This is a genomic window from Enterococcus gallinarum (assembly GCF_021496385.1).
GTDB classification, from domain to species: Bacteria; Bacillota; Bacilli; order Lactobacillales; family Enterococcaceae; genus Enterococcus_D; species Enterococcus_D gallinarum.
On record NZ_CP050816.1, the window covers coordinates 186,198 to 213,026 of the forward strand.

Sequence of the window (26,829 nt, forward strand, 5' to 3'; positions counted from 1 at the left end):
TCTTATCCCCATAGAAACAAAAAACCCGCTCATTGAGCGGGTTCAATCGTTGTAGAACAACGTGAGTTTATTTGTTTAAAGCGTCTTTTGCTTGGTCAGCCAATGCAGTAAATGCTGTTGCATCGTTTACAGCCAAGTCAGCTAACATTTTGCGGTTGATGTCGATTTCAGCTAATTTCAAACCGTGCATCAATTTTGAGTAGCTTAAGCCATTCATACGAGCCGCTGCGTTGATACGAGCAATCCACAATTTGCGGAAGTCGCGTTTCTTTTGACGACGATCGCGGTATGCGTAGTTGTATGAATTCATTACTTGTTCTTTTGCTGTTTTAAATAAAGTGTGTTTAGAACCGTAGTAACCTTTTGCTAATTTTAGCACTTTTTTACGACGTTTACGAGTTACTGTTCCACCTTTAACACGTGCCATGTATAATTCCTCCTAATATGAAAATCGATAGTTGTTTGAATTTGTAAAGCCTGGGACGCAATTATTTCATGCGTGCTAATTGTTGACGGATACGTTTGTAATCGCCAGCTGAAACCATAGAAGCTTTACGCAATTGACGACGTTGTTTTTTTGTTTTACCGTGGAAACGGTGGCTAGTAAATGCACGGAAGCGTTTCAATCCGCCGCCGCCAGTACGTTTTACGCGTTTTGCTAATCCGCGGTGTGTTTTTTGTTTTGGCATAACTAATTTCCTCCTCAAAATCTTTCGTTATCTGACTTTAAACTGAAACTCAGTGAGTCATTATTTATCATTTTTTGGCGATAATACTAAGAACATGCTGCGTCCATCCATTTTTGGTTTTTGTTCAACGGATGCTAAATCAGCTGTTTCTTCAGCCAAACGATCCAACACTTTCTGACCAATCTCTTTATGGGTAATGGCACGGCCTTTGAAACGGATCGAAGCTTTTACTTTGTCCCCTTTTTCAAGGAATTTACGTGCATTACGCAACTTTGTGTTGAAATCATTGACGTCGATCGTTGGACTTAAACGAACCTCTTTAATGTTGATTACTTTTTGTTTTTTACGAGCTTCACGGTCTTTCTTCTGTTGCTCAAAACGATATTTTCCGTAATCCATAATTCTTGCTACCGGTGGTTTCGCATTTGGTGCCACCAATACCACATCAAGGTTTGCTCGTTCTGCAATTTGCAATGCTTCAGCTTTACTCTTTACACCAAGTTGTTCGCCATTTTGATCAATCAAACGCAATTCACGTGCACGAATGCCGTCGTTTACCATCATATCCTTTGCTATGGTCATTCACCTCCGAGTTTTTTGAGAGAAAGAAAAGCTTGTCGATTCGAAATCAGACAATAAAAAAACGAGTTCTTCACGAACCCGCACGTACTCCATACACGAAAAGTAGGAATCCTATTCTGCCCAGCGATACAGTCACTCAGGCGAGAAGCGGGTGCTTCTGCTTTAATTTCTCAACTTTTATAGTATACTGCTTTTTTTAGTTCTTGTCAATGATTTTCATGATTATTTCAAAAAAGAGCGCTTAACAAAAGTGACCAGCCACCTGAAGTTTCGGCTTGGTTCCAAAGAAGCTACTTCTAATCGTTTATTTGAAAAAAGAAGCTGCGACAAGATTTTTGTCACAGCTCCCTCAGCTATTTATTATTCAGCTTTCAATGCAGCCATTGTGATGTAGTTGTATGGTTGATTGAAGTGTGGTAAGAAGAAGATATCAAGTAATTTCATCTTGTCGATGGTTACACCTTCTTCAATTGCTAATGAGAACATGTGGATTCCCATAGCGATTTCTGAAGTACGTGATGCCATTTGGGCACCAATCACCCGACGTGATTCTTCTTCGTAAACGATCCGGATTTTCACGGTATCGTTTTCTTTCATGAATCCAGGTTTTTGCGTATCTTCATAATCTGAATACTTCACTTTCACACCGTTACGTTCTGCTGCTTCTACGGAAAGACCGGTAGAAACCATGTTGTAACCAAAGATTGAGATTCCGTTTGATCCTTGAACCCCAGTTGATTCCAATGATGTACCGCCAATGTTATGGCCAGCTACGATCCCTGAGCGAACGGCATTTGTTGCTAAAGCGATGTAGGTCGTTTGTTGCAATGCATTCGAATAAACCGTTGCACAGTCTCCAACCGCAAAAACATCTGGGTCACTTGTTTGTTGGTGACGGTCTACCAAGTAGGCACCATTCGTAAATAGTTCCAAGTGCTCTTTGCCTAATGTATTGTTTGGCAAGAAGCCGATCGCATTGATCACAAGATCCACTGGATATTCTCCATTATCCGTTACCACTGCTTCTACTTTGTCGGTTCCTTTGTATTCCCGAGCTAATTCACCAAAGTGCAATTCGATCCCATGCTCTGCTAAGTTTTGATCCATGTCATCCGTGAACCATTTGTCATAGTAGTTTGGTAATGCACGGTTAGCGGCATCAAATAAAAGAACGTTTTTACCACGACGTTTTGCAGCTTCTGCAATTTCCACTCCAATATAGCCGGCCCCGATGACAGCAACATTTTTTACTTCTTCAGCTGCTAGTTCTTTATCCACAGATTGGCCATCTTGGAATCTCTTCAAGAAATGAATATTGGCTAAATCACGACCAGGTACTTTTGGCGAAATTGGTACTGAACCTGTTGCCAAAACAAGTTTGTCATATGTTTCTACCACTTCTTCACCATCTTTTGTTACTGCATGAACCGTTTTTTTCTCAAAATCAATATGGTCAACAGTTGTTTCCATATAGATTTTTGCTCCCTTTGCCTCAAAATCTTCCCGTTTTGTATAGAATAAGCCTTCATACGAATCGATTTGACGTCCAACCCATAATGCAGTCCCACAACCAAGGTAACTGAGGTTTGTATTCCGATCGATCATTACAACTTCTTGATCTTGGTAATTGTCTAATAAGGTATTTGCTGCGGCAATCCCTGCGTGGTTCGCACCAATAATCACTGTTTTTGTCATGGAAAAATTTCCCCCTTTTGTTTATGGTTTCATTATAGCTACATTGTGAATTTAAAAACTATCAAGATTTTCGCAAACCGATAAAAAAATGACAGTTTTTACTGGTTATTGCCGAATTATCCTTGAATTATGCTTCTGAAATGAAGATTTTTCTTAAAACAATTCATAACCTTGTGAATATAAGCGTATTTATTTTTCATAAAACCTTGCTATTTCAGCAGCTAAAGTTAGCCTATTGAATTAAATTCACAATCTATCCATCAAACATCTTTGCACTGCTAAAGGCATCGCTCAAAACATGGTATACTATTAAAAAAACAAAATTTTGAGGTGCAAAATGAAAAAAAAGCAGCCGGATCCTCTTTTACCGATTATTGAATACTCAGAAACAAAAGATTTTTATCTTGAAGATGAAGAAATTTTTGAACAAGCTTTTTTTACAGAAACTGATGCCAGTTATGACGCTTGTACGGGTCTCATTTTAAAACAGTGCCACTTGAAAAAGGTCACCATGCAAAAGACAAGACTAGAGCATTGGGAATGCCAAAATGTTTTCTTTGAAAACTGCGACTTTTCCAATATGGAATGTTTGGGCGCTAGCTTTCATCAAGTACACTTCAAAAACTGCAAGCTGACCGGTACAAATTTTGCAGAAAGTTATTTTCGTGACTGTACATTTGAATCTTGCGTCGGCAATTTTGCTTCCTTCAGCAACACCAATCTCAAAACGATCCGCTTTGCAGAGTGCCAGCTGAATGACACAGAATTTTACGAAGTCCAATGGAAAAATCTCCAGTTGCAACACAATCAGCTGACAAACAGTAATTGGTTCCGAACCAAACTCTATCAGCTGGATCTGCGGACCAATCCTTTCCAGAAAATCGCTCTTTCGCAAGAATTGTTGCGGGGATTGATCGTTGACCAAGAACAAGCATTAGTGATTGCAGCGGGGTTAGGTCTAGTGATTGACTGAAGCATCACTTGATTCTGCGCCAGAGTGCAATCAACATCCATCCTGACAAGACTAAACTGATCAGCAGAGCGATTCCCCAGCCAAACACGGTATTCGTGAAGGGCAATGGAACGTTCATGCCAAAGAAGCTGGTAACGATCGATGGTACCGTCAGCAACAACGACCAAACAGTCAGGAATTTCATCGTGTCGTTCAAGTTGTTGTTCAACAAATTATTGTACGTACCTGACAATTGTTCCAGAATTTGAAACGCTAACTGAGTCATTTCAACGGCTTGTTTCGCTTCGATCAGTGCATCATCCAACTGCTCTTTTTCATTGTCGTCCATTAAACGAAAGAATGACAAAGCTTTGATCTGTTCTAATAAAACGGCATTTTGTTTCGTTGCCGAAACCAGATAAACGAGTCCGATCTCCAAGTCAGACATTTCCAACAAATTTTTATTGGTGGTCTTTTCCCGCAGCCGTTGATTGAGATGCACGCGATCGCTATTGACTTCTTCGACTAAAGGAAAAAAAGTTCCTGAGATCAAAAAAAGACTATTAAAAAGAAAATGAATCGGTGTTTGCAAAGGATTTTGCACGAGTATCCGTTCCATCATCGGAATCACATATTGGGTATTTCTCGAAGAAAAAGTAAACAGCCGATCTTTTTTTAAGATAAACGTCATCGGACTTGTTTCAAAATGATTGTCTTTCTTTTCTTGTTGAGGTACGTTGAACACCAACAACAATGCTTGGTCATCAGTATCGAACTCCACACGGGCACGTTCATTCTTGTCTAATGAGTAAGTTAACATCTCATCAGTCAACTGGTGCTGTCTTTGTAAACGCGCAATACTGCTACTGTCTTGTTGATCCACTTGAATCCATTCATAACGGCCATTGTAAAATCGTTTTTTTTCCACTGGTTTCCCTCCACACGTTACATGTTCGCTTTCTTCTATTATAAAAGAAAACAGCTGGAATCCCCACTTTTATGGGCTGGACTCCAGCTGTTGCTTTATTTGCGCACTTTTGCCAGTGCTTCGTCGACCATCGCTAATACCTTTTGGGCTGCTTCTGGATCTTCAACAAAGTTGAATTGATCGCCGTCGATTTGGATTTTTGGACTTTCTTGGTATTCTTCATACCATTGATCATACCGCAGATTCAATTCTTGATAATAGTCATACAAGGTAGGATCAAAGGATAACTGTTCATATTCCCGTCCCCGTTTATTGATCCGTTCTAACATAGTTTCAAAAGAAACCCGAATATGGACCAATAAATCTGGATGTTTTTTATGAGCTGCATAAGGCAATTCTTCCAACATGTTGGCCAATAAATCATCATAAACCCGAACTTCTGTATCCGTTGCTCGTCCTAAATCAGCATTCAAATGGAAAAGCAGTGAATCTTCATAAATGGATCGATCCAATACATTATTATCATCATTCAATGCTTTTTTGATACTATCAAAACGTTTATTCAAAAAATAAATCTGCAATAAAAAAGCATATTTATTTGGATCGGCATAAAACAACGGCAGCACTTCATTATCATCGATTGACTCATAAAATGCTTGACTGCCTAAATGATCAGCTAACAATGCAGTTAAACTTGATTTTCCTGCGCCGATAGTTCCTGCTAATACGATCACGCTCATATCCCCCAACTCACTCATCACTAAATATTGTATGTTTCATTTGCGTAATCAACTATACACTACTAGATATTGTATCGTCAACCCAGCGCTTTTGAAGCATAAAAACAAAAAATTTTCAATAAAAGTTTAAATATTTTCAGTTTTTTACGATTTCTTTTTCGGAATGCTTAACGAAACAGCCTTCTTCTAGTAAAATAAGAAAGAATCTTTTATTCGTTTTTCTGCGAACTTTTCTGTTCTAACGGAAAAACAAGGATCTATGATGAAATCACTAGTAATTATTAAGTAGATTGCAGCTTAGTTTAAAAGAATGACTCACAGGATCAAAGGGGAACCTTTATTTTTTTGCCTGCTGCTTCCTCTGAGACATTCTTTTGACTTCTGCTGCAGTTCTAAGAGAAATGAGGATAATGAATGTCACTCGGTACTGGCATAGCTACAGGGAAAATCATATTAATGGGTGAACATTCGGTCGTCTATGGTGAACCCGCCATCGCTTTTCCATTTGCTGGCGCAAAGGTCCACGTGACGATCACTGCCAGCCTAACGAATGATTTAACCTCCAATTATTACCACGGCCCACTAGAAGAAGCTCCTTCGCATTTAAAAAATGTGAAAGAACTTCTTCATCGCTTGCAGCAAGACCATCAAACCGGTCCCTTTTCTGTTTCGATCGTTAGTACAATCCCTTCAGAACGAGGAATGGGTTCAAGTGCGGCAGTTGCAGTTGCGTTGACTCGGGCCTTTTTTGATTGGCAGCACAAAGAGTTAAAAAAAGAACGGCTATTGGATTATGTCGATTTTTCTGAGAAAATCGCGCATGGAAATCCTAGCGGTATTGATGCTGCAGCAACAAGCGGCAACGAGGCGATCTACTTTACCAAAGGGCAGCCGATTACTTCTTTTCCATTGACGATCGATGGCTTTTTGTTAGTCGCCGATACAGGGATCAAAGGTCAGACCCGCACAGCTGTCAAAAGCGTCGCGCATCTGTTTGAAACGCAAAAACACCAAACGAGTCAGGCTATCAGCCGCTTAGGTTCTTTAGCAAAGACCGCTAAAGAAGCTATCTTACATAATCAGCTGACGCAGCTAGGTCAGGCAATGACCCACGCACATGAGACCCTCCGGCAACTAGGTGTCAGCAATCAAAACCTGGACGATCTCGTGTCACTGGCATTAGCCAACGGCGCTTTTGGCGCAAAGCTGACGGGCGGTGGCCGCGGTGGCTGTATGATCGCTTTGACTCAAACAAAAACACAGGCTGAAGTGATCAGCCGTATTTTATTGTCCAATGGCGCCCATGCCACTTGGATTCAAGGATTAGGAGCTTACGAACATGTATAAAGGAAAGGCGCGAGCCTACACGAATATTGCTTTGATCAAATATTGGGGCAAGGAGAACGAAACACTGATCTTGCCAATGAATAACAGCTTATCTTTGACGTTAGATGCTTTCTATACAGAAACCTCTGTTACCTTTTCAGAGGAATATACTCAAGACCGTTTTTTCCTGGATGACAAACAGCAGAGTGAGGCTGCAACGAAGAAAATCTCCGCTTTTTTGGATCTTGTACGCGCAAAAGCCAATTGTCCTTTTTTCGCGCAAGTCAACAGCCGCAATTTCGTTCCAACAGCTGCTGGTCTTGCTTCATCTGCTAGTGGACTAGCTGCTTTAGCCGGAGCCTGTAACGCAGCACTTGACTTACAATTATCACAAACAGAACTATCCCGTCTCGCTCGGCGGGGATCTGGCTCTGCTTGTCGCAGTATTTTTGGCGGCTTTGTCGAATGGCATACTGGTGATGATGACACGTCTTACGCAACACCGATTGCTTCGGAAGGCTGGGAAAAAGAGCTAAGTATGCTTTTCATTTTGATCAACGACAAAGAAAAAGATGTTTCCAGTCGTGACGGGATGCGTCGGACTGTAGAGACTTCCAGCTATTATTCTGGTTGGCTAGAAAGCACACCACACGATTTGAAAAAGTTAAAGCAAGCCATCCGCGAAAAAGACTTTCAGTTATTAGGTGAAACGACAGAAGCCAATGCCCTAAAAATGCATGCCACTACTATGGCGGCGACTCCACCGTTCACCTACTGGTCTCCTGAATCCTTGCGAGCAATGGATTGCGTCCGTTCCTTGCGTCAAAAAGGGCTGGCCTGCTACTTTACGATGGATGCCGGACCAAATGTCAAAGTGCTTTGTCAAAGAAAAGACGAAGAAGCTATATTAACCCAGCTGAAAAAAGATTTTCATCCTGAACAATTAATCGTTGCTCACGCAGGACAAGGGTTGGTTGATTTACCAATGACAGTGACCGATCCGTCTATGACAAATGAAGGAGTGTCGAAATGATAGAAATCTCAGTCCCCGGCAAATTATTTATTGCAGGTGAGTATGCGGTCGTTGAACCTGGACATCCAGCGATCATCGTTGCGGTGGATCAATTCATCAATGTGACGATCGAAGGCGCCCGCAAAAACGGCAGTATCCAATCTGCCCAGTACAGTGACTTGCCGATCCGCTGGACTCGCCGCAATGGCGAACTAGTACTGGACCACCGAGAAAATCCTTTTCATTACATTCTAGCTGCTATTCGTCTAACAGAAAAATACGCTCAAGAAAAAGGAACCCTGCTCTCTTTTTATGACTTAAAAGTAACGAGTGAGTTAGATAATTCCAACGGTCGAAAATATGGACTTGGTTCTAGCGGTGCAGTGACCGTTGCTACCGTCAAAGCACTCAACCTCTACTATGATCTAAAAATGGATCGCTTGACGCAATTCAAGATCGCCGCATTGGCCCATTTGGCCGTGCAAGGGAATGGCTCGTGTGGTGACATTGCTGCTTCTTGCTATGGTGGCTGGCTAGCTTTTTCCACATTTGATCATGAGTGGGTCTTACGAAAACAGCAGGAATGGACATTGACTCAGCTATTGACCAGTGATTGGCCAGAGCTTTCGATCCGTCCATTGACTGTACCAAAAACATTGCGCCTGTTGATTGGGTGGACAGGTAGTCCTGCTTCCACTTCTGATTTAGTTGACCAAGTCTATCAATCAAAAGAAGCCAAAGAAAAGGGCTATGCCAAATTTTTGGCAGACAGCAAAGACTGTGTCAATCGTTTGATTGATGGCTTTTTAAATGAAGACAGCCGAACAATCAAAAAAATGATTACCGAAAATCGAAAATTACTTGTAGGATTATCTAGTCTGACTGGTGTAACCATTGAAACACCCGCTTTAAAGAAACTATGTGACTTAGCAGAAACCTATCGCGGGGCCGCCAAGTCTTCAGGCGCTGGCGGCGGGGATTGCGGCATTGTGATCGTCGATCAAAAAACCGGGATCTTACCATTGATGAGCGCTTGGGAAAAAGCCGACATTATTCCATTGCCGCTGCATGTCTATCATTATCGGGAGGAGATTTAATGAATCGAAAAGATGAACACGTCTCATTGGCAAAAGCCTTTCACAAGCCACGGCTGAATGATTTTGATGCGGTTCAAATTATTCACCAGTCCTTTCCCGAGATCGATAGCGCACAAGTCACTTTGGAAACGGAACTCTTTGGCCGCTCTTTCGCTACCCCTTTTTTCATCAACGCCATGACAGGCGGAAGTGAGAAAAGCAAAAAAATCAACCAAGACTTGGCTGAAGTTGCGAAAGCTTGTGACCTGATGATGGCGACTGGTTCTGTCTCAGCTGCATTAAAAGACCCAGCGCTGTCCGACACGTTCCAAGTCGTTCGCCAAGTCAATCCAGAGGGCTTTCTTTTAGCAAATGTCGGTGCTGGTAGTTCCGTTGAAAATGCCTTGCGTGCGATCGACTTATTTGAAGCCGATGCCTTACAGATCCATCTGAATGCCCCTCAAGAATTGGTGATGCCAGAAGGGGACCGTGAATTCAGCAATTGGCTAAGTCTGCTGGAACAAATCGTAAAGGCGGCTCCAGTACCAGTTGTCGTAAAAGAAGTCGGTTTTGGTATGACCAGAGAGACTATTCAGCAATTGATTTCGGTAGGCGTACAAACGATCGATGTTGCTGGTAGCGGCGGAACGAGTTTTACCCAAATTGAAAATGCCCGCAGAAAAAAACGAGAAATGGCTTACTTGAATCACTTCGGCCAATCGACGGTTATCTCTTTACTAGAAGCCAACGAAGTGCAACACTCCTTCACGACAATCGCTTCAGGAGGGATTCGAGATGCCTTTGATATTTTCAAAGCTTTATGTCTTGGTGCCAAAAGTGTCGGAATCTCTGCTACGATTTTGACCATGCTCTTAGATAAAGGACCTGAAGAAACGATTGCCACCATCCAGTCTTGGAAAGAACAGCTTCAGCTGCTCTACACCATGGTCGGACAAACCCGGACACAGGATTTGTCCAATGTACCGCTAATTTTCTCCGGTTCTGTCAAAGACTGGTGTCATGCCCGGCATATTTCGTTGTCGGATTATAGTTTTCGCTAAAAAAGAGGCTGGGACAGAAATGTTAAACTCCGCAAAATAAGGAGGAATACACGGAAATTGCTTTTCAAATTTTGGGGTAGTTCGATTAATTTCTCGGAGTTGCTTCTGCTTCCGCCATTTAGACGTGTTTAGAGCGTGGGACAAAAGTGTTTTTTACTTTTGTCCCACGCTCTTTTTGTCTACTGATCATGGAGAGTCGCTTCTGCTTCGTTTGCTTGCTGCTCCGCAAAAAGTTTACTATCGTACATTCGGAAAAATGGATAATAGCAGACAACCGAAATCAATAAATTAAGGATAGCGATCAAGATTCCGCGAAAGTCGCCGCCAGTTCCAAGAAATGCTCCAATCCCAACAGGTGAGATCCAAGGAATCCCGGTGATCACTTTAGCTACAAAGCCAAAGGATGTAGCAAAATAAGCAATCGTCACATTGATCAGCGGTGTCACAATAAAAGGAATAATCAAATAAGGATTATAGACGATTGGCGCACCAAAGATCACTGGTTCGTTGATATTGAACAATCCTGGAAGGATCGCCGCTTTGCCCAATACTTTCAACTGTTGGGATTTAGCTCGAAACAGCATCAACAAGACCAACCCTAACGTACTGCCAGCACCGCCAATAAAAATGTACATATTGACAAAATCACCGGCAAAAATGTTGGTTGCTCCATCGATGTTTTCGGTTAAAGCAACTAATAAAATAGGATTGATAAAACTGTTTTTGATGACGGCTGTTCCATGAACACCAACGGCCCACAACAAATGGATCAACAACATGATTACAATGATCCCTAGCCAAGAACCTGTCAAATCTTTTACAAATTCAAATGGTTTTGACAACAAACCATGCAAGTCGGTATGAAAAACGGCTAAACAGCCATTGATCAGAATCATCAAAAAAGCAATAATAATCGCTGGAATCAGGGAAGCAAATGCTTTACTGACCCCATCTGGTACTCCCGCTGGCATTTGGATCGTGATTTTCTTTTTAACACAAAAACGATAGACTTGGGTTGCCAGCGCCGCCGTAAGGATACCGATAAAAATACCGATCCCACTAAACCGTGTCACCCAAGAGCCAAGTGCTACACCATTATAGATGATAGCTGTCTCTCCAGTTGTTTGAAGCAATTGTGCCCCACTATCTGAAATATCGACTTGAATGATCGTCATCAAAAATGCAAACAACCCAAGAATTGCGCCAACAAAGCTGCTCAATTGGAGTTTTTCTTCTTTGCGATAGATGTCCGTTAAATAATACGCAGTGGCTAAACAATAAAAGAGTGCGATCGAGCCGATAGACATAGTTGTCGCGACACTATAAAGCGGGGAAAATTTCAAAATCGTCTGTTCAAAAAAGCTGGCCAGCGGCGGAATAATTTGAGGCAGGTTATTGATGATCAAAAAAATCGAGCCAACGATCGTGAAAGGAACCGTGATGACTCCCGCTTGCATGATTGCTCGGATAAAACGCAAGTTAGCGACTTTATTTAATGGCGGCATCAATCGCTGCTCTAAAAAAGTAAAGACATGATTCATTGCTTATCCCTCCCAATGTCCGTTTTCGATCAACTTTTGATACCAGTAAAAACTATCTTTTTTCACACGCTTTTGCTCTTTTTCATCGGCATCATTCCGATCCACATAAATAAAACCATAGCGCTTTTTGATGCCTTCATGGACACTGATCAAATCGATCGCAGACCAAGGACTATAGCCAATCAATTCCACTCCTGACTCGATAGCTGCTAGACATTGCTGGATGTGCTGCTGCAAATAGTCGATACGGTAAGGATCATGGACTGCGCTGTTTTCTTCCAGATGATCTTCTGCTCCCAAACCGTTTTCTGTGATGAGGATTGGTAGATGGTAGCGATCATAGAGTGTTTGCAAAGTCGTTTTTAAGCCCAGAGGATCAATGGTCCAGTTAAACGCATTTTTCTTCAAATAGGGATTCGTAAATCCTTTATAAAACCCTCGTTCCATGATGTCTTCACTTTGTTGATCACTGATCCCATTCGTCATGTCTCCTTCCATCGTTGGCTGTTCAACTGTGACCGTTGTATAGAAATTCATAGCTACAAAGTCTGGGAAGGCACTGGTCATCAAAGCCTGATCCTCTGGGTGGATAGTAATCCTCACCCCATTTTGATTCAAGTAATCTTGAAAGACTGTATTATAGCGTCCTAAGCAGGCAAAATCTAAATACGCCCAATTCCGAACGCTATTGAAATAAAGGGCCGCCTGATTGTCTTCCGGCTTGCTGGTTGCTGCATAAACAAGCGAGATATTAGGGACTGGTCCAATTTTTCCATTTGGAACGAGTTCATGGCAATGTTTGAAGGCAAGCTTTTCAGCAATCATCAGATGATGGAATTGCTGGTACTTCTCAGGTAGAGGAATCGTTTTGCCTAGTATCTTGCGATCGACTAAGAGCATGATATTCGGTTCATTGATCGTCAACCAATGGGTCACCCGATCACCATAAGCGTTGAACAATGTCTTAGCATAGGTTTCAAAAGCTTCAACTGTACTGCGATTTGTCCAGCCTCCTTGATCTTCCAATGCTTGTGGTAAATCAAAATGATTTAATGTAATAAATGGTTGGATTCCCTGCTTCAACAGTTCGTCGATGACAGCACTATAATGGTCCAATCCTTTCTGGTTAACACTTCCCCGCCCCTCAGGGTAGATCCGTGACCATGCAATTGAAAAGCGAAAAACTTTGATTCCTAGTTCTGCTAACAAGGCGATATCTTCCTTGTACCGATGATAATGATCCACCGCTACTGTAAAATCGGCGATCTTGTTATTGTCTCGGGGACGAGTATCTTGAACACTTAGTCCTTTACCATCCGCTAAATAAGCTCCTTCTGTTTGATGTGCAGAAATGGATGCTCCCCATAAAAAATCTGTTGGAAATTTTGATGTCATGATGTTCTCCTGTCTTTTTTAGTAAAGCGCTTTCTGGTATTTAGGATAATCGTCTCCTTGATCAAAAGCAATAGCCGGACAAGAACTGTTCATGAAAGAATATTTATGAACGTTTCTCCTTAATTGATTGTCTGAGAAAAACTTCAATGCTAAATTAAAATCATAGCAGTGAAAACTGCAGACCTTGAGAAGAAAATTGCGCCGTCTCGATCTCTGAAAGTTGCCTATTGCTAAACAAGCGATTCGCCATAAACGTACGATCAATCATAAATCCTCGGACATGGCCAATATTTTCTCCTTCCGTATAGATGATTTTCTCTCCTTGAGTATGCTGAAGCATCGTCCGATACACAAAGGATTCACTTAGTGTCGTTGTTGTGATTTCATGGGAGTCGATTCCTGAGGCTTCAATCAAACACAAATCAGCCGTATATTTGCTGAAAGCCAGTGTCGCTATATCTCCGACTAACGCAGTGGAGTTGCTTTCCACTTCTCCTCCACACAGACAAACAATCGCCCGTCCTGGTTTTAGATCAATCAATGCGGAATGGTCATTGGTCACAATCGTTAAATCAAAATCAGCAACTGCGTGGATCAATTCTTTCGACCAGCGTCCAGCCCCCACAAAAATCAATTTCTTTTCTTGCAGCAAAAGGTGTAACGGTGGAAGCAATCGTTGCCAAGGAAATTCTTCTACCGATCCAAGTTGCTGGGATTCTCTTTTTTCTGATTTCTTGATCCGTTTCACGCCGCCATAATAACGTTCAATCAACTGCTTTTTTTCCAGAAACAACAAATCCCTGCGAATCGTCACTTCTGATACTTGAAATCGATCCGCTAATTCTGAAACAGTCCCATAATCATACTTATCTAAGTAGGTGATCAAGGCCTCTCGTCGTCGAAAAACACTTCCCTGTGTGGCTTTCATTTTTTCACCTTCTATACGTTTTTTGAATTTTTGATTGCCCGACCTCTTTGAGTCAGTTTACCTTATTATCAGCGAAATGTCTGTGCCTTATGTCGTAAAAACCCCCCAGTAATCGAATCGATTACTGGGGGGTTGGACGTTGATTTACGTTTGCAAAATCTTCTCTTGCGGATAACTAGTTAAGAAAATTATTTTTTCTCTGCTTTATCGTCAGTCAATAATGCTTTGCGAGACAAATTGATCCGACCTTGTTTGTCGATCTCTGTGACTTTCACAAGAACTTCATCGCCTTCTTTGACAACATCTTCTACTTTGTTGACCCGTTCATTTGCAAGTTGAGAAATGTGAACTAACCCATCTTTGCCTTTGATCAAGTTGACAAAAGCGCCGAATTTTTCAACACGAACAACTTTCCCTAAATAAACTTCGCCAACTTTGACTTCTTTTGTTAGATCTTCAATGATCTTAATAGCTTTCTTGATCATTTCCGCATCAGAAGAAGCAATTGATACTTTTCCGTCTTGATCGATGTCGATCTTCACGCCTGTTTCATCAATGATGCCATTGATCGTGTCGCCACCTTTACCAATCACATCTTTGATTTTGGCTGGGTCGATTTGGATCATCTCGATCTTCGGTGCGTATGGACTCAATTCTTCCCGTGGTGCAGCAATAGTTGAAGTCAATTCATTTAAGATTTCCATCCGTGCTTTTTTCGCTTGCGATAGAGCTTCAGTTAAGATTTGCTCGGTGATTCCTTGGATCTTGATATCCATTTGTAAGGCTGTGATTCCATCTTTTGTTCCGGCAACTTTAAAGTCCATATCGCCTAAATGATCTTCCAATCCTTGGATGTCGGTCAAGATTGTATAGTTTTCGCCATCAGAGACAAGTCCCATCGCGATACCAGCAACAGGGGCTTTGATTGGAACACCAGCATCCATCAATGCCAATGTACCCGCACAAATACTTGCTTGTGAGGATGAACCATTGGATTCTAATACTTCTGCCACTAAACGGATTGTGTAAGGGAAATCCTCTTCACTTGGGATTACTTGCGCCAAGGCACGTTCACCTAAAGCGCCATGTCCGATCTCACGACGGCCTGGAGAACCGGCACGTCCTGTTGAACCAACTGAAAACTGCGGGAAATTATAGTGGTGGATGAACCGTTTTGATTCTTCTACCCCTAAACCATCAATGATTTGATGTTCACCCAATGGTGCCAATGTACAAGCAGATAATGCTTGCGTTTGCCCACGAGTGAATAGTCCTGAACCATGAACACGAGGCAACAGACCGACTTCTGAGGCTAATGGACGAATTTCATCCAATTTCCGGCCATCCGGACGAATTTTGTCGATCGTGATCAATTCACGGACAACATCTTTTTCAAGGTCTTCTGCGATTTGTTTCACTTCTTTTAGAAGCTGCGCTTCATCCTCATGACCCGCAAATTTTTCTGCATAAACTTCTTTAACTGTTTCTTTGACGTTGTCGATCTCGTCTTCACGAGCCAATTTTTCTTCGGTCATAACAGCCGTTTTCATTGTTTGATAGTAGCCATCGAAAATTTCTTTTTTCAAGTCAGCATCTACTTGAAGCAAAGTCACTTCCATTTTTGGTTTACCGACTGCTGCAACGATTTCTTCTTGGAAAGCAACTAATTCTTTGATTGCTTCAAAACCGAACAGCAAAGCGCCTAACATATCATCTTCAGAAACTTCTTTCGCTCCTGATTCTACCATGTTGATGGCTTTTTTCGTACCAGCAACCGTCAATTCGATATCTGTTTGCTCTGCTTGTTCAACGGTTGGATTCAACACATATTCCCCATTGACACGGCCAACTTCAACACCAGCGATTGGTCCGTCAAAAGGCACATCGGAAATAGACAACGCTAAAGAAGAGCCTAGCATTGCAGCCATTGCTGGTGAGCAATCTTGTTCCACACTCATGACAATGTTTGTCACTTGGACTTCATTTCGGAAACCCTCCGCAAACATTGGACGGATTGGACGGTCGATCAAACGAGCAGTCAATGTTGCTTCGGTACTTGGACGACCTTCACGTTTGATGAAACCACCAGGAACTTTCCCGACTGCGTACATTTTTTCTTCATAATTGATCGTTAAAGGGAAGAAGTCTGTATCTTTTGCTTCTTTTGAAGCAACGGCTGCACTAAGAACTACTGTATCGCCATAGCGGACGAGTACTGCGCCATTTGCTTGTTTGGCTAATTGGCCAACTTCAACTTGTAGCGGACGCCCGCCCCAAGTCGTTTTGAATACTTGTTTTTCTGTCATAATCTGCTCCTTTTTTTCTGAGCCAAGCAAGTCACTACTAAACAAATGAAAAAAGCGGATCGGTGCTTCCGCTGCTTTCATTTGGTTAGTAGGAAGCTGCTCGCCGTGTCTCAGAGATTCTTTTTTAGTTGCGGGTTTGATTCACCAGTCAAGTCCCGCTAATTGAGTTTGTTAAAAAGATGGGGCCACTATATTAGTCGCCTAGTATATCATCTGCTCGTCTCCGCTTTCGCTTCGCTCACAGTTCTTATAAGTATTGCTAAGAAGAACTTGCATGTCTTGCTATAGCAAGACAGTCGCAGTGATTCCGCTCGGGTGACTACGCTCCTGGTTAGTCGCCTAGTACTATTCATCATCTGCTCTGTGCGGCTTGTGCCGCCCAGTCGCAGTGATTCCGCTCGGGTGACTACGCTCCTGGTTAGTCGCCTAGTACTATTCATCATCTGCTCTGTGCGGCTTGTGCCGCCCAGTCGCAGTGATTCCGCTCGGGTGACTACGCTCCTGGTTAGTCGCCTAGTACTATTCATCATCTGCTCTGTGCGGCTTGTACCGCCCAGTCGCAGTGATTCCGCTCGGGTGACTACGCTTCTGATTAGTCGCCTAGTACTATTCATCATCTGCTCTGTGCGGCTTGTGCCGCCCAGTCGCAGTGATTCATAGCAAAAAAGTGAGATTCGGGTTGAACCTCACTTTTCTTTGTTTGATTAACGACGTAATCCTAAAGCTTGGATCAATTCGCGGTAACGTTGTACGTCTTTTTGACGTAGGTATGCTAATAAGTTACGACGGTGACCAACTTTTTTCATTAGGCCACGGTATGAATGGTGGTCTTTTTTGTGCATACGTGCATGTTCGTTCAAATGGTTGATTTCTTCTGTAAGAACAGCGATTTGAACTTCTGGAGAACCAGTATCTCCTTCATGACGAGCAAATTTGTTGATGATTTCGTTTTTGCGTTCTTTCGTAATTGCCATGTTTTTCACCTCTTTTTTCTTTTTTCACCTGCGACTGAGTAAAACGTTGGTGACTCGTTGAACCAAGTAACAGGTAGCGTGTATTCACACGTAATTACTTTACTTTATTCTACCTAAAAATGCAAGTTTCTTCGCTGAATCTTTTCATTTTAAAATGAAAGCAACACTCCAACTTATGGTATACTAAATCTAGAAATTTCTTAAAGCAGGTGACCTTATGAGCGTCCTTTCTCGCATTGAAAGTATCCAGAGCGAATTATCCAATTCCGAAAAAAAACTTTTTGATTACATCAAAAAAAATTCTGAAAAAGTTCCTTCGATGACTGCGAGTCAGTTGGCTCAAGCTACCGGGATCAGCGCCCCTACAGTTGTTCGTTTTGCAAAGAAAACAGGCTTTTCCAGCCTAACTGATCTTAAGATTCAGCTTTCTGCGGAATCTGGCTCCCGACAAACCCATGAGGAGATCATTGGCTATGCAGATGTTGCATTGAACGAATCTTTTCATGATATTACTGCGAAATTGAGCCATAATGCCCAAGTGACTATGCATGAGACTGCGGACCTTTTAGAAGAACAAGTAATGCTGGCAGCAGCGGACCTACTGAAAACCCGCAATCGGATCTTCGTATGTGGTATCGGTGCTTCCTCTTTGATTGCTCAAGATATCCAACAAAAATGGACTCGCTTAGGCAAAGTGGTTATTTTCGAAACCGACTATAATTCGCTGTTGCCTCAATTGATCAAACACGAAAAAGAATGTTTGCTCTGGGCTGTCTCAAACAGTGGTCAAACACCTGAAATCCTACACCTTGCGGAGTTTACGAAGGAGATGGGGATTCCAGTTCTATCTTTGACTCGCTTTGGCAGTAATTCCCTTTCGAAATTAGCAGATGTTCCGCTGCAAGTTTCCCGACCGAAAGAAGCCAATATGCGCAGTGCAGCAACCAACTCGATTATTGCTCATCTTTTGGCAGTTGATGTGCTGTTCTATGTCTTTTTGAGTAAAAATGAACAGCTGGCTCAAAATATCTACGAATCAAGACAGGCCATTGCTGACTATCGTCACAAATATCTCTGATCGTCAAATGCGCCTGCTAAATTCAGTGGTCGAAACTTAAGCATAAAATAAAATCAGTTGAAACACTCAAAGCATGCTCCAGAGGTCCAATCGTCCCTCTGAAGCATGCTTTATTTGTTGGCTAATCAGGTCCATTCCCTGAATCGATCCCATTGTCCTTTGCTACTTGCGCCATCCAAAAGCTCGACGCTTTTGGTGTTCGGGTATCATCTGTCAAATCTACTCGATAATACCCATAACGATTTTTATACGCATTCAGCCAACTCCAACAATCGATAAATGTCCACATGTGATAACCGAAGCAAGGGGCTCCTGCTTCGATCGCTCGCTGCAGTTCTTTGAGATGATCTGTTACAAATTCGATGCGATAGGTGTCATTAATCTCCCCCTCTTGCGTTACGAAGCGTTCTTCTTGAGAAACCCCCATACCATTTTCAGAAATATACCAAGGAATCGTGCCATAGCTATTCTTTAGACGCATGGCAATGTCATAAATACCTTGCGGAAAGATTTCCCAACCGCGATGAGGGTTGATTTTTTTGTCCGGCCAATCATAGCCTCGAAAAAGATCCCTCGGCCCTGTGATTGGATCGTTCGGCGCAATCGGGGCTTGAACTCGTAATGGCTGGTAGTAATTGCAACCAATAAAGTCCACCGTATTTAAGGCAAAAAGTTCTCGGTCCCCCTCCTCTGTTACAGGAGCAAGACCTGACTTTTTCAGCATCGCGACTAATTTTTCTGGAAATCGTCCGAGGACTGTACAGTCTAAAAAACTGCGAATATAGAGTAAGTCTGCCCATTCAGCAGCTTCAAGATCAGCAGACTGCGGACTTTTCGGATAGACGGGCGATAAATTTAAGATAATCGCTATCTCTCCGTTAGGAATCGCAAGTTCGCGAAAAGCAGCTACTGCTTTTGCGTGAGCTAACAGTGTATGATAACCTACTTGGATCGCTCGTTTAAAATTATGAACTTTAGGCCAATGGGCATCCCCCATATATCCGCATTCAATATGAACTAAAGGTTCGTTGAATGTGGCCCATTTTTTGACAATGTCGCCAAATTGCTCAAAGGCGATACGAGCGTAAGCGGCAAAGTAATCTACCGATTCTCTGGCTTCCCAACCACCTCTTTCCATTAACCACCACGGCATATCAAAATGGAACAAATTGATGATAGGTTCGATTCCTTGATCGACCATTTCTTGAAAATAGGCACGATAGAAGGTGACTGCTTGAGGGTTGACCGTCTTTCCATCAGGTACTAGTCGTGTCCAAGCAATTGACGTCCGATAAGAGTTCAGATTCATGGCTTTCATCAGCGCCACATCTTCTCGAAAGTGTCGGTAGGTATTCGAAGTATCACTAGGTCCTACGTGATCATAGAACTTGTCTGGCTCCAATTCGAACCATTTATCCCAAGTTGAAGGGCTTTTGCCATCAATCGCCGCAGCGCCTTCCGTTTGAGGAGCAGAAGCAGCTGCTCCCCATAAAAATCCTTCCGGGAATTTTAACATGATTTCTCTCCTTTTCCATTTTCTTCTTGTTTCAATGGCTTCGTGAATACTTGTTTCTGATTGGCTGCTTCGACTTGGATGATAAAATCAGCTGGCAATTCATTTGGTGAAATGTTCAACCGTTTCAACGTTTCATAAGAAACTGTTAGAGAAAAGTCGACGGTGCTTTTGGCTGGCAAAAAGACTTTTTGAAAACCGCATAACACTTTCACACGCGGTAAGACCTGCTGTGAGTAATTGCGAAGGTACACTTGTACCACTTCAGCTCCTGCTATCACCGAAAGATTCTCGATTGTTCCATTAATTTGGATTGCTTGCGGAGCATACTGCGCATGGATTCCCTTAAGCATAAATTCTGCATAGCTTAGACCATAACCAAACCCATAACGAGGGGTTCCTGAACAATCTGTGTAATCTCTCTGGAAAGCAGCCTCACGGTAGTTGTAATAAACTGGCAGCTGCCCATTTTCATCTGGAATAGAAACAGCTAGTTTCCCACTGGGATTCGTTTCGCCAAAAAGAATCCGAGCTAGCGCACTTCCGCCAAATTGCCCTGGATAACCTGCAAAAAGCAACGCATCAAAAGCGGTACTGACCTCACTTAACAGATGAGGACGGCCAGCAATGACAATACCGATCAGAGGTTTCTGAAATTTTTTCAATTCAGTAATCAATCGTTTTTGACATTCTGGCAATGCCAAAGACGCCAGATCGATATTTTCCCCACTGGTCATCTCCGCAGATCCTTGCAAGGCAGCTCCATTCTTATCAAAATCCGTCGAAAAGTCACGAATACTAGAGCCGCCAATCGTTAAAATGATTTGATCCGCTGTTGCTGCCGCTTGGCATGCGGCAGTCAGTTGCTCTTTGGTTCCTTCTGTGATGCCGCAGCCATCTGCTTGAATAAAAGTGGTTTCGGTCCCCTTGATTTCCAGCAACCCCTCCCACAGATTGCGGCACTCAGACAGTTCTTTGAAAGGAGTATAGTCCCCTAGCTGATGATAGCTGTTTTTGCTATGAGGACCAATAACAGCAATTGTTTGTCTTTGTTTCTTTAACGGTAAGACTTGCTCATTTTTCAACAAAACGATGGCTTCTTCTGCTAAACGAGTTGCACTTTCTTGAAACTGCTTTTGATCCGGAACGGACACCGTAGGCACCGGTTCGTCAAAAAGTCCTAGCTGCTCTTTCAGTTTCAGAACGCGCATCACGGATTGATCAATGGTTTCTTGCTTAATCAACCCTTGATCAACAGCAGCTTCCAACTGAGGGAAAACATTGTCCCATAAACTGATGTCTACGCCGCTGTTCATGGCCCGGGCTGCCGCTTCTGGTTTGTTTCCTAGCCAATCCGCTAAACGGTCCAACGCACAACCATCTGCCATCACAACTCCTGCAAAGCCGGCTTCCTCTCGCAAAATCTCTTGAAGTAAGCGAGGGTTCGCGTGACAAGGGACACCATCCCAATCATTATAAGCAGCCATGCACCCTAGTGCCCCTGCCTGAATTCCCGCCAGCATAGCGGGTAAATGAATCTCTCGCAATTCTTGCTCCCCAATATTGACTGGTCCTGCATTGTGCCCGCCCATACTTGAACCTTGAGCTGCAAAATGTTTTAACACGGCCAGTACATGGGTTGTCGGTTCATGACCAAGTATTTCCCCTTGCATTCCCTTGACCGCAGCTTGCGTAAAACAACTGGCTAAGTAGGGATCTTCACTGAAACATTCCTCGGTTCGTCCCCACCTAGGATCTCGTACGATATCCAAGGTAGAGATCAGCCCAACTTGTGCCCCTTTAGCTCGTAACTCTTGTGCCACGAACGTCTGCACGCTCTGATAAAGATCAGGATTCCAACTAGCCCCTGTACTGAAATTGACCGGCAGTGTTGTTGCTGCTAATCCTTGATGACCATGAGGACATTCTTCTGTCAAAAAAGCTGGGATTCCAAGACGAGTATGTTCTTTTAAATAGTCCTGAATCATCCGGCTGACTTCCCGTGATTCTTCCACCGAGAGACCCGTTGTTGCGTCCTTGCCCGACCAAGGATCTGCTCGGAAAACGCCGTAGATCCAGCCAATCGAGCCAAAGCGAGCAACTTCCGACTTGAAGTAGTCTGTCAAATAAAGTTTTCCTTCCTTTTTCTGATAAACTTGCCAGCCATACAATCGCTGATTCAACTGGCCGATTTTTTCTTTTAGGGACATCTTCTTTACAATTTCTTCGATCATTTTAAACTCCTATCATCAAAAATGCCGATTAGTCAAAATAGACCTTGACCGTTTGAATTTCATAAGGGTTGAAAGGAATCACCACTTGGTGGCACACGCCCGTGACCACTAAATCCTGCTGTTCCTCTTCCAATAAATTCGTTAGCACTGCTCGTTTGATTTTTTTAGCTGCGGTCAAGCGGCATGTCGTTTTGCGATTGTGGTATTCATACAAACGTACCACGATGGCTTCATCTGCTTCAGCCTTTTTGACCGAATCGATCAGCACATTATTGTGATCCACTTGTAAAAAAGATTGCTCTTGCTGCTGATCAAAATCTGCCAATACATATGCTGGTACATTGAGTGCCAACGCTTCTTCCATCGTTTGTCCTTTTTTCCAGTCACCTTCATGAACATAGAGAGAATAGGTAAACGAATGAAGTCCTTGATCTGCTTCTGGATAGGGATCAGTCGCCGACTTGATAAGAGAGAGACCAATTTTTTGGTAAGCTGTGCTGAATCCGTATTTACAATCCGTCAACACACTGACGCCATAACCATCTTCAGACAAGTCGACCCATTTTTGCCCACAACTCTCAAAACGTGCCAAATCCCAAGTGGTATTTTTGTGGATGGCACGTTTGACATTCCCAAATTGGATATCGAAAGTGGCATCTAGCGTATTGACGGCAATTGGCAACTGCGCCTTCAATAAAAGATGATGCTGATGCCAATCGACCGTTGTCTCAAAGTCGATCCTGCCGGTTCCATGATAGAAATGGATCAGCTGAATGATCGTTGATTGCTCAAACGTCCGTTTGATACGGATCGTGTCACGAATCTCGCCTCGCTCGACGATTGATGCGTCAGTCACATCCTCTACTGGATAAGCTTTACGATCGTAGTAGATGTCTATATCCCACGCATCATAATCCATCGGTAAGTCTTCATAGGCAATCAATTGATTCATCACTTCTCCTGCTGGCAAGACCTCTCGCTGGTGTCTTTTGTCAAAAAGAGCAGTCATTTCATATGCCGCGTTAAATGTTACGACAAAGTCGGTCGTTTCCAGTTGACGAGTCAACGGAACACACTCTTGTTCTACTGGTTCTGAGATAGTCTCCCTCAACGTTAGGGGACGCAGACCTAAGCTAGGGACTTGCGGAACTTTGACCAGCAAACAACCATCTTCGGTTCGCTGTGTCAGATAATCTTCTTGAATCGCCGGACTATCAACTTTGATTACGGCATCACGAGTAAAGCCTAATGGATTATAGACCACCTGATGATTTGCATCACTGGCGGTTCCTCCTGCCACGAGGGACTGGATCAATTGCTCGCCTTCTTCAAAAAGAGCAGCATACTCTTCTTCTGTCTGCTGGTACACTTCGCCAATCGAACTTCCTGGCAAAATATCGTGAAATTGATTGAACAACAATTTTTTCCAGAGCCTTTCGAGGAGCTCTTGCGGATACGCTTCGCTTCGATAGGCACTGTAAAGCTTCTCAATAGTTTGCAATAAAAATTCGCCTTTGCGGTTGGCTTTCTTATTTTTACCGATGGAGGTCAGTGTCCCACGATGGTACTCAAAATAGAGTTCGCCAAACCAGACCGGGGCTTCTGAATGAGCAAAAGCTGCGGCTAATCGGTCAAAAAATTTGCCCGCATGATCGCCAGTGATCACTGGCATCTGAGGGAGTGGTTTTGATAACCGCTGTTTTGTCTCCAGCATCTCTCTAGTAGGTCCGCCGCCGCCGTCTCCATAGCCGTATGCAATCAAGATCTCATCATGCTGATCTTTTTGTTGGTACCGTTCAAAGCTGCCTTTGACTGTATAAGGGTCTAAAAGCCCATTGTAAGTGGTGTAGTAGGGTCTTGGACTGTAGCCTTCACTGATCGTTGTAATAAAGTGAGTCAAAACTCTGCTGCCATCGATCCCTTGCCAGTAAAACGAATCATAAGGAATCTGATTGAATTGATTCCAAGACAATTTAGTTGTCATGAAATAAGGTGTATTGGTCTTTTGCAAGATCTGTGGCAATGCGGCGGAATAGCCAAAAACATCCGGCAGCCACAAAATCTGACTCTCATGATCAAACTCTTCTTTGATAAAGCGTTTGCCGTATAAAATCTGCCTTACCAATGATTCACCGGAGGTCAAGTTGCAATCTGCTTCTACCCACATAGCACCTTCTACTTCCCAGCGTCCAGATTTAATCTTCTCTTTGATTGCCTGATATAACTCAGGATATTGTTCTTTGATCGCTTGATATAACTGGGGTTGGCTTTGGAGAAACGTATATTCAGGGTATTCATCCATCAATTTTAATACGGTCTGAAAACTGCGTTCTCCTTTTTCAACCGCTTGCTGTGCCGTCCAAAGCCATGCCAGATCGATGTGGGTATGCCCGACTGCGGTCACTTTTTGACGAATCTCTTGGCTGTAACACGCTTGCAGACATTCTTGCGCGTTTGTGAGGCCTTCATAGAATCGCGGCGTATAGGGGGCTCGAAAATCTAATGCATTGGCAGCTTGTGACAGACAGCTTTGATAGATTTGTTCTTCTCCGCCAAATTTCCTAATGGCACGCCAACTGTCAAAAATCGTCGAGAAATCAAACCAGACTTGCTCAACAATAGGATCGATCGCCAATAGATTCACGTAAAGCGGAAACTTCTTCTCTTCTCGTCCCGAAAAAATATCGATCTGTAAGGCTATTGTTCCTGTTAGCTCCGAGGGATCCAACCTCACTTCTCGATGGTTGACATCAATTGCCTGAATGTAATTCCCATTCAAGGACACTTTCATTTGCGGATTTGTCGTATTGTCCCATTCAGAGAGCGAAGAATAGACTTGCAAAGCAACCGACATCTCTTTCCAGTCTTCCGGTAGTTCAAAAGTTCCTTTCATTGTGTAATAACAATTCTTTTCTCCAAAAAAAGTTCCTTGCACATAAGGTGCCCAGTTTTCTTGCTTTAACTGCAAGTCATTAACAGGCACCTGATAGCGAATCCGGTAATTCTTTAATTGAAATAAAATCTTACGGATACGTTCAAATTCAAATAACTGCACGCTGTATTCTCTCCTTTACTCGGTTTCTGAGGAGGAAAAAAGCGGGCAGACAAGAAATTGTCCAAGCCCGCTTCTCCTATTGCCGTGACTCTAGTTCTCTTTCCAACGATCATATGCTGTTTGGTAAACGGAAATGTAGTCATCGATCCCCATGGACTCGATCGTCGAAACATATTTATCCCAATTACTGATTGGCTCAACACCCGTAATGAATTTGGCTTCCATTTGTTCGACATACGTTGTCAAGTCAGTAGCCGTAGCAGCCACTTTATCATTTTCTTCTACAGTCAGATAAAGTAATGGAAATGGCACTTCCGCAATGTCATCCATCTTATCTGCTGTTTCTTTGGCCACCCAGTCACTGAAACGAGTATCAGGTTGTTCATCCGCGGATTTCAAGATTTGATATTCACCTGTCGTATCGATAACAATGTTCGGTGTTGTCAACCCGTATGCTGGTGTGATCTTGCCACGTTCATCTTCTGTATTTTCTGTATCAATGCCTTCTGCATAAACTCGTACTTTTTGGCCGTCAGCATTTTCTTTGTACTCCCAAAGAACGCCTTCAGGTCCTTGTTCGATATATTTCGTACCTTCTTCAGAATAGAAGTAATCCACCCAGCGCATCGAAGCTTCCGGCGATGGATTGACATTTGTGATGGCAAAGGTGCCTCGAGAAATTCGTGGACTTCCTGGAATCACTGCTTCTGGCGACCATTTTGAAGTCAATGGTTGGAACATGGCATCGTTCATCGCTTCAATCTCGCTGCGGCCTGTCGTAAAGAAGCTGAAGTAATCGGCGAACAAGCCCAACTGATCATTTTGTCCTTTTGCTTTTTTCTGTTCATCAGATTGGCCATAAACTTCCGCATCCAACAAACCTTCACTATACAATTTGTTCATATACTCAAGGAATGCTTTATAGTTTTCCGAGATTGGTGTATAAGAAACCACATCATCATCTACTTGAACACCTCGTGTCCGTAACCCAAAAGCTGCCATCAGCCATACCCTTGTTGAATTCATATCGACATCGGTCAAAGGAATCTCATCGGCTTTGCCATTACCATTGGGATCTTCGTTCTTGAATCGTGTCAGCAAATCATACAATTCATCCGTTGTCTTTGGCAGTTCCTTGACATCCAACTTATCTAGCCACGTTCCGTTGTACCACATCGGACCTTGCCACCAAATAGATGTCGCATTTCTCGAAATCATCGGCAATGAATAAATATGGCCATCTGGTGTGGTGATCGATTTTAAGATGGACGGATCTTCTTGGGTCAATGCATAAAGATTAGGCATAATTTCCGGCGTGATATATTCTTCTAACGGCAGCAGAATTCCTTGGGAACCATAATCGATCTCCATTGAAGAAGTGAGCGAATTCGATCCTGCGCCATAAACGATATCCGGCAGATCCCCTGAAGCAAATGCTAAGTTCAACTTGGTACTAAAGTCAGCAGAAGGGGGTGTTGTATAAGTCAGTTTGATTCCTGTTTTTTCTTGATAATCCTGCAGCGTCGGCATATCTTCCCATTCTGCCATACCTACTCCTGGCGCCATAATGTTCAGCGTCAGTTCTTCGCCTTCTTTAATGATTGGAAATTGGCTGTCATGATTGATGGCTACCCCTTCATTTTCTCCTGTTGTTTCCTTTTTTGTGTTCCCGCACCCACTGAGTAAAAGCGCACTGCACAAAAACACCCCTGTTACTCCTAAAATTTTTTTCATTCCCATCTTC

21 protein-coding genes and 1 other annotated feature are annotated in these 26,829 nt (G+C 42.9%); of the genes, 6 read left to right on the forward strand and 15 right to left on the reverse strand.

Going from position 1 to position 26,829, the window contains the following annotated elements; translation table 11 throughout:
- Nucleotides 1-67: 67 nt before the first annotated feature.
- The 4 genes from rplT to nox all read right to left on the reverse strand — a co-directional run bounded on the left by rplT (nt 68) and on the right by nox (nt 2,966).
- Nucleotides 68-427 carry a 50S ribosomal protein L20 gene (gene rplT / locus HED61_RS00835; protein ID WP_003128653.1) on the reverse strand — a complete coding sequence of 120 codons (360 nt, stop codon included), beginning with the start codon at nt 425-427 and terminating at the stop codon, nt 68-70.
- A 61-nt stretch (nt 428-488) separates the two neighbouring features.
- Complete coding sequence (rpmI, locus tag HED61_RS00840) at nt 489-689, reverse strand: 50S ribosomal protein L35 (RefSeq protein ID WP_003128650.1); 201 nt, start codon at nt 687-689, stop codon at nt 489-491.
- A gap of 60 nt (nt 690-749) precedes the next feature.
- The gene (gene infC, locus HED61_RS00845) at nt 750-1,271 is read right to left on the reverse strand and encodes a translation initiation factor IF-3 (protein WP_003128645.1); all 522 of its coding nucleotides are present in this window, start codon (nt 1,269-1,271) and stop codon (nt 750-752) included.
- Between the two features lie 47 nt (nt 1,272-1,318).
- Nucleotides 1,319-1,440 (reverse strand) — a sequence feature (ribosomal protein L20 leader region).
- A 191-nt stretch (nt 1,441-1,631) separates the two neighbouring features.
- Nucleotides 1,632-2,966 carry a H2O-forming NADH oxidase gene (nox, locus tag HED61_RS00850; protein ID WP_003128643.1) on the reverse strand — a complete coding sequence of 445 codons (1,335 nt, stop codon included), beginning with the start codon at nt 2,964-2,966 and terminating at the stop codon, nt 1,632-1,634.
- 337 nt (nt 2,967-3,303) lie between these two features.
- Here nox and HED61_RS00855 point away from each other — a divergent pair, with 337 nt between their 5' ends.
- Nucleotides 3,304-3,939 carry a pentapeptide repeat-containing protein gene (locus HED61_RS00855; protein WP_003128642.1) on the forward strand — a complete coding sequence of 212 codons (636 nt, stop codon included), beginning with the start codon at nt 3,304-3,306 and terminating at the stop codon, nt 3,937-3,939.
- 4 nt (nt 3,940-3,943) lie between these two features.
- On the opposite strand, the gene HED61_RS00860 is transcribed toward HED61_RS00855, so the two are convergent.
- Both HED61_RS00860 and HED61_RS00865 read right to left on the reverse strand, forming a co-directional pair.
- Nucleotides 3,944-4,846, reverse strand: coding sequence for a magnesium transporter CorA family protein (locus HED61_RS00860; protein ID WP_003128641.1), 903 nt, complete (start codon nt 4,844-4,846; stop codon nt 3,944-3,946).
- A 95-nt stretch (nt 4,847-4,941) separates the two neighbouring features.
- Nucleotides 4,942-5,586 carry a deoxynucleoside kinase gene (locus HED61_RS00865; RefSeq protein WP_003128640.1) on the reverse strand — a complete coding sequence of 215 codons (645 nt, stop codon included), beginning with the start codon at nt 5,584-5,586 and terminating at the stop codon, nt 4,942-4,944.
- A 414-nt stretch (nt 5,587-6,000) separates the two neighbouring features.
- Between HED61_RS00865 and mvk the strand changes: the two genes are divergently transcribed.
- From mvk to fni, 4 genes are read left to right on the forward strand one after another with little or no spacing between them, the layout of a single operon-like run.
- Nucleotides 6,001-6,933, forward strand: a complete 933-nt coding sequence (mvk, locus tag HED61_RS00870) for a mevalonate kinase (protein ID WP_003128639.1) — start codon at nt 6,001-6,003, stop codon at nt 6,931-6,933.
- The gene (gene mvaD / locus HED61_RS00875; RefSeq protein WP_003128638.1) at nt 6,926-7,945 is read left to right on the forward strand and encodes a diphosphomevalonate decarboxylase; all 1,020 of its coding nucleotides are present in this window, start codon (nt 6,926-6,928) and stop codon (nt 7,943-7,945) included. Before mvk ends, mvaD begins: the two co-directional genes overlap by 8 nt.
- Nucleotides 7,942-9,021 (forward strand): phosphomevalonate kinase, encoded by a 1,080-nt coding sequence (locus HED61_RS00880; protein ID WP_156248051.1) that lies wholly within the window; start codon nt 7,942-7,944, stop codon nt 9,019-9,021. The genes mvaD and HED61_RS00880 overlap by 4 nt, the downstream gene beginning before the upstream one ends.
- Nucleotides 9,021-10,061 (forward strand): type 2 isopentenyl-diphosphate Delta-isomerase, encoded by a 1,041-nt coding sequence (gene fni, locus HED61_RS00885; protein ID WP_219645459.1) that lies wholly within the window; start codon nt 9,021-9,023, stop codon nt 10,059-10,061. The genes HED61_RS00880 and fni overlap by 1 nt, the downstream gene beginning before the upstream one ends.
- A gap of 179 nt (nt 10,062-10,240) precedes the next feature.
- Here fni and celB read toward each other — a convergent pair whose 3' ends face one another.
- The 5 genes from celB to rpsO form a co-directional block, all read right to left on the reverse strand.
- A complete protein-coding gene (celB, locus tag HED61_RS00890; RefSeq protein ID WP_219645460.1) occupies nt 10,241-11,602 on the reverse strand; it encodes a PTS cellobiose transporter subunit IIC in 1,362 nt (453 codons plus the stop codon).
- A gap of 3 nt (nt 11,603-11,605) precedes the next feature.
- Complete coding sequence (locus HED61_RS00895; RefSeq protein ID WP_219645461.1) at nt 11,606-12,997, reverse strand: glycoside hydrolase family 1 protein; 1,392 nt, start codon at nt 12,995-12,997, stop codon at nt 11,606-11,608.
- Between the two features lie 160 nt (nt 12,998-13,157).
- The gene (locus tag HED61_RS00900; RefSeq protein ID WP_081131380.1) at nt 13,158-13,925 is read right to left on the reverse strand and encodes a DeoR family transcriptional regulator; all 768 of its coding nucleotides are present in this window, start codon (nt 13,923-13,925) and stop codon (nt 13,158-13,160) included.
- Between the two features lie 188 nt (nt 13,926-14,113).
- Nucleotides 14,114-16,231 (reverse strand): polyribonucleotide nucleotidyltransferase, encoded by a 2,118-nt coding sequence (pnp, locus tag HED61_RS00905; protein WP_234981408.1) that lies wholly within the window; start codon nt 16,229-16,231, stop codon nt 14,114-14,116.
- A gap of 704 nt (nt 16,232-16,935) precedes the next feature.
- Nucleotides 16,936-17,205 carry a 30S ribosomal protein S15 gene (gene rpsO, locus HED61_RS00910; RefSeq protein WP_003128628.1) on the reverse strand — a complete coding sequence of 90 codons (270 nt, stop codon included), beginning with the start codon at nt 17,203-17,205 and terminating at the stop codon, nt 16,936-16,938.
- A 217-nt stretch (nt 17,206-17,422) separates the two neighbouring features.
- Between rpsO and HED61_RS00915 the strand changes: the two genes are divergently transcribed.
- Nucleotides 17,423-18,283 (forward strand): MurR/RpiR family transcriptional regulator, encoded by an 861-nt coding sequence (locus tag HED61_RS00915; protein ID WP_003128626.1) that lies wholly within the window; start codon nt 17,423-17,425, stop codon nt 18,281-18,283.
- A 121-nt stretch (nt 18,284-18,404) separates the two neighbouring features.
- On the opposite strand, the gene HED61_RS00920 is transcribed toward HED61_RS00915, so the two are convergent.
- From HED61_RS00920 to HED61_RS00935, 4 genes are all read right to left on the reverse strand, one after another.
- Nucleotides 18,405-19,799 carry a glycoside hydrolase family 1 protein gene (locus HED61_RS00920; protein WP_081131381.1) on the reverse strand — a complete coding sequence of 465 codons (1,395 nt, stop codon included), beginning with the start codon at nt 19,797-19,799 and terminating at the stop codon, nt 18,405-18,407.
- Nucleotides 19,793-22,030, reverse strand: a complete 2,238-nt coding sequence (locus HED61_RS00925; protein WP_021149121.1) for a glycoside hydrolase family 3 protein — start codon at nt 22,028-22,030, stop codon at nt 19,793-19,795. The genes HED61_RS00920 and HED61_RS00925 overlap by 7 nt, the downstream gene beginning before the upstream one ends.
- Nucleotides 22,031-22,058: 28 nt before the next feature.
- Nucleotides 22,059-25,085 carry an alpha-mannosidase gene (locus HED61_RS00930; protein ID WP_219645399.1) on the reverse strand — a complete coding sequence of 1,009 codons (3,027 nt, stop codon included), beginning with the start codon at nt 25,083-25,085 and terminating at the stop codon, nt 22,059-22,061.
- Between the two features lie 90 nt (nt 25,086-25,175).
- Complete coding sequence (locus HED61_RS00935) at nt 25,176-26,825, reverse strand: extracellular solute-binding protein (protein ID WP_103300339.1); 1,650 nt, start codon at nt 26,823-26,825, stop codon at nt 25,176-25,178.
- Nucleotides 26,826-26,829 lie beyond the last annotated feature (4 nt).

What these genes read in the sequence shown, in the direction of transcription:
- HED61_RS00900 (WP_081131380.1), bottom strand. Translation starts at nt 13,925, where the DNA reads ATGAAAGCCACACAGGGAAGTGTTTTTCGACGACGAGAGGCCTTGATC.
- HED61_RS00855 (WP_003128642.1), top strand. Translation starts at nt 3,304, where the DNA reads ATGAAAAAAAAGCAGCCGGATCCTCTTTTACCGATTATTGAATACTCA.
- rplT (WP_003128653.1), bottom strand. Translation starts at nt 427, where the DNA reads ATGGCACGTGTTAAAGGTGGAACAGTAACTCGTAAACGTCGTAAAAAA.
- HED61_RS00895 (WP_219645461.1), bottom strand. Translation starts at nt 12,997, where the DNA reads ATGACATCAAAATTTCCAACAGATTTTTTATGGGGAGCATCCATTTCT.
- pnp (WP_234981408.1), bottom strand. Translation starts at nt 16,231, where the DNA reads ATGACAGAAAAACAAGTATTCAAAACGACTTGGGGCGGGCGTCCGCTA.
- mvaD (WP_003128638.1), top strand. Translation starts at nt 6,926, where the DNA reads ATGTATAAAGGAAAGGCGCGAGCCTACACGAATATTGCTTTGATCAAA.
- mvk (WP_003128639.1), top strand. Translation starts at nt 6,001, where the DNA reads ATGTCACTCGGTACTGGCATAGCTACAGGGAAAATCATATTAATGGGT.
- HED61_RS00925 (WP_021149121.1), bottom strand. Translation starts at nt 22,030, where the DNA reads ATGATCGAAGAAATTGTAAAGAAGATGTCCCTAAAAGAAAAAATCGGC.
- rpmI (WP_003128650.1), bottom strand. Translation starts at nt 689, where the DNA reads ATGCCAAAACAAAAAACACACCGCGGATTAGCAAAACGCGTAAAACGT.
- HED61_RS00915 (WP_003128626.1), top strand. Translation starts at nt 17,423, where the DNA reads ATGAGCGTCCTTTCTCGCATTGAAAGTATCCAGAGCGAATTATCCAAT.
- infC (WP_003128645.1), bottom strand. Translation starts at nt 1,271, where the DNA reads ATGACCATAGCAAAGGATATGATGGTAAACGACGGCATTCGTGCACGT.
- nox (WP_003128643.1), bottom strand. Translation starts at nt 2,966, where the DNA reads ATGACAAAAACAGTGATTATTGGTGCGAACCACGCAGGGATTGCCGCA.
- HED61_RS00865 (WP_003128640.1), bottom strand. Translation starts at nt 5,586, where the DNA reads ATGAGCGTGATCGTATTAGCAGGAACTATCGGCGCAGGAAAATCAAGT.
- celB (WP_219645460.1), bottom strand. Translation starts at nt 11,602, where the DNA reads ATGAATCATGTCTTTACTTTTTTAGAGCAGCGATTGATGCCGCCATTA.
- HED61_RS00935 (WP_103300339.1), bottom strand. Translation starts at nt 26,825, where the DNA reads ATGGGAATGAAAAAAATTTTAGGAGTAACAGGGGTGTTTTTGTGCAGT.
- rpsO (WP_003128628.1), bottom strand. Translation starts at nt 17,205, where the DNA reads ATGGCAATTACGAAAGAACGCAAAAACGAAATCATCAACAAATTTGCT.
- fni (WP_219645459.1), top strand. Translation starts at nt 9,021, where the DNA reads ATGAATCGAAAAGATGAACACGTCTCATTGGCAAAAGCCTTTCACAAG.
- HED61_RS00880 (WP_156248051.1), top strand. Translation starts at nt 7,942, where the DNA reads ATGATAGAAATCTCAGTCCCCGGCAAATTATTTATTGCAGGTGAGTAT.
- HED61_RS00920 (WP_081131381.1), bottom strand. Translation starts at nt 19,799, where the DNA reads ATGTTAAAATTCCCGGAAGGATTTTTATGGGGAGCAGCTGCTTCTGCT.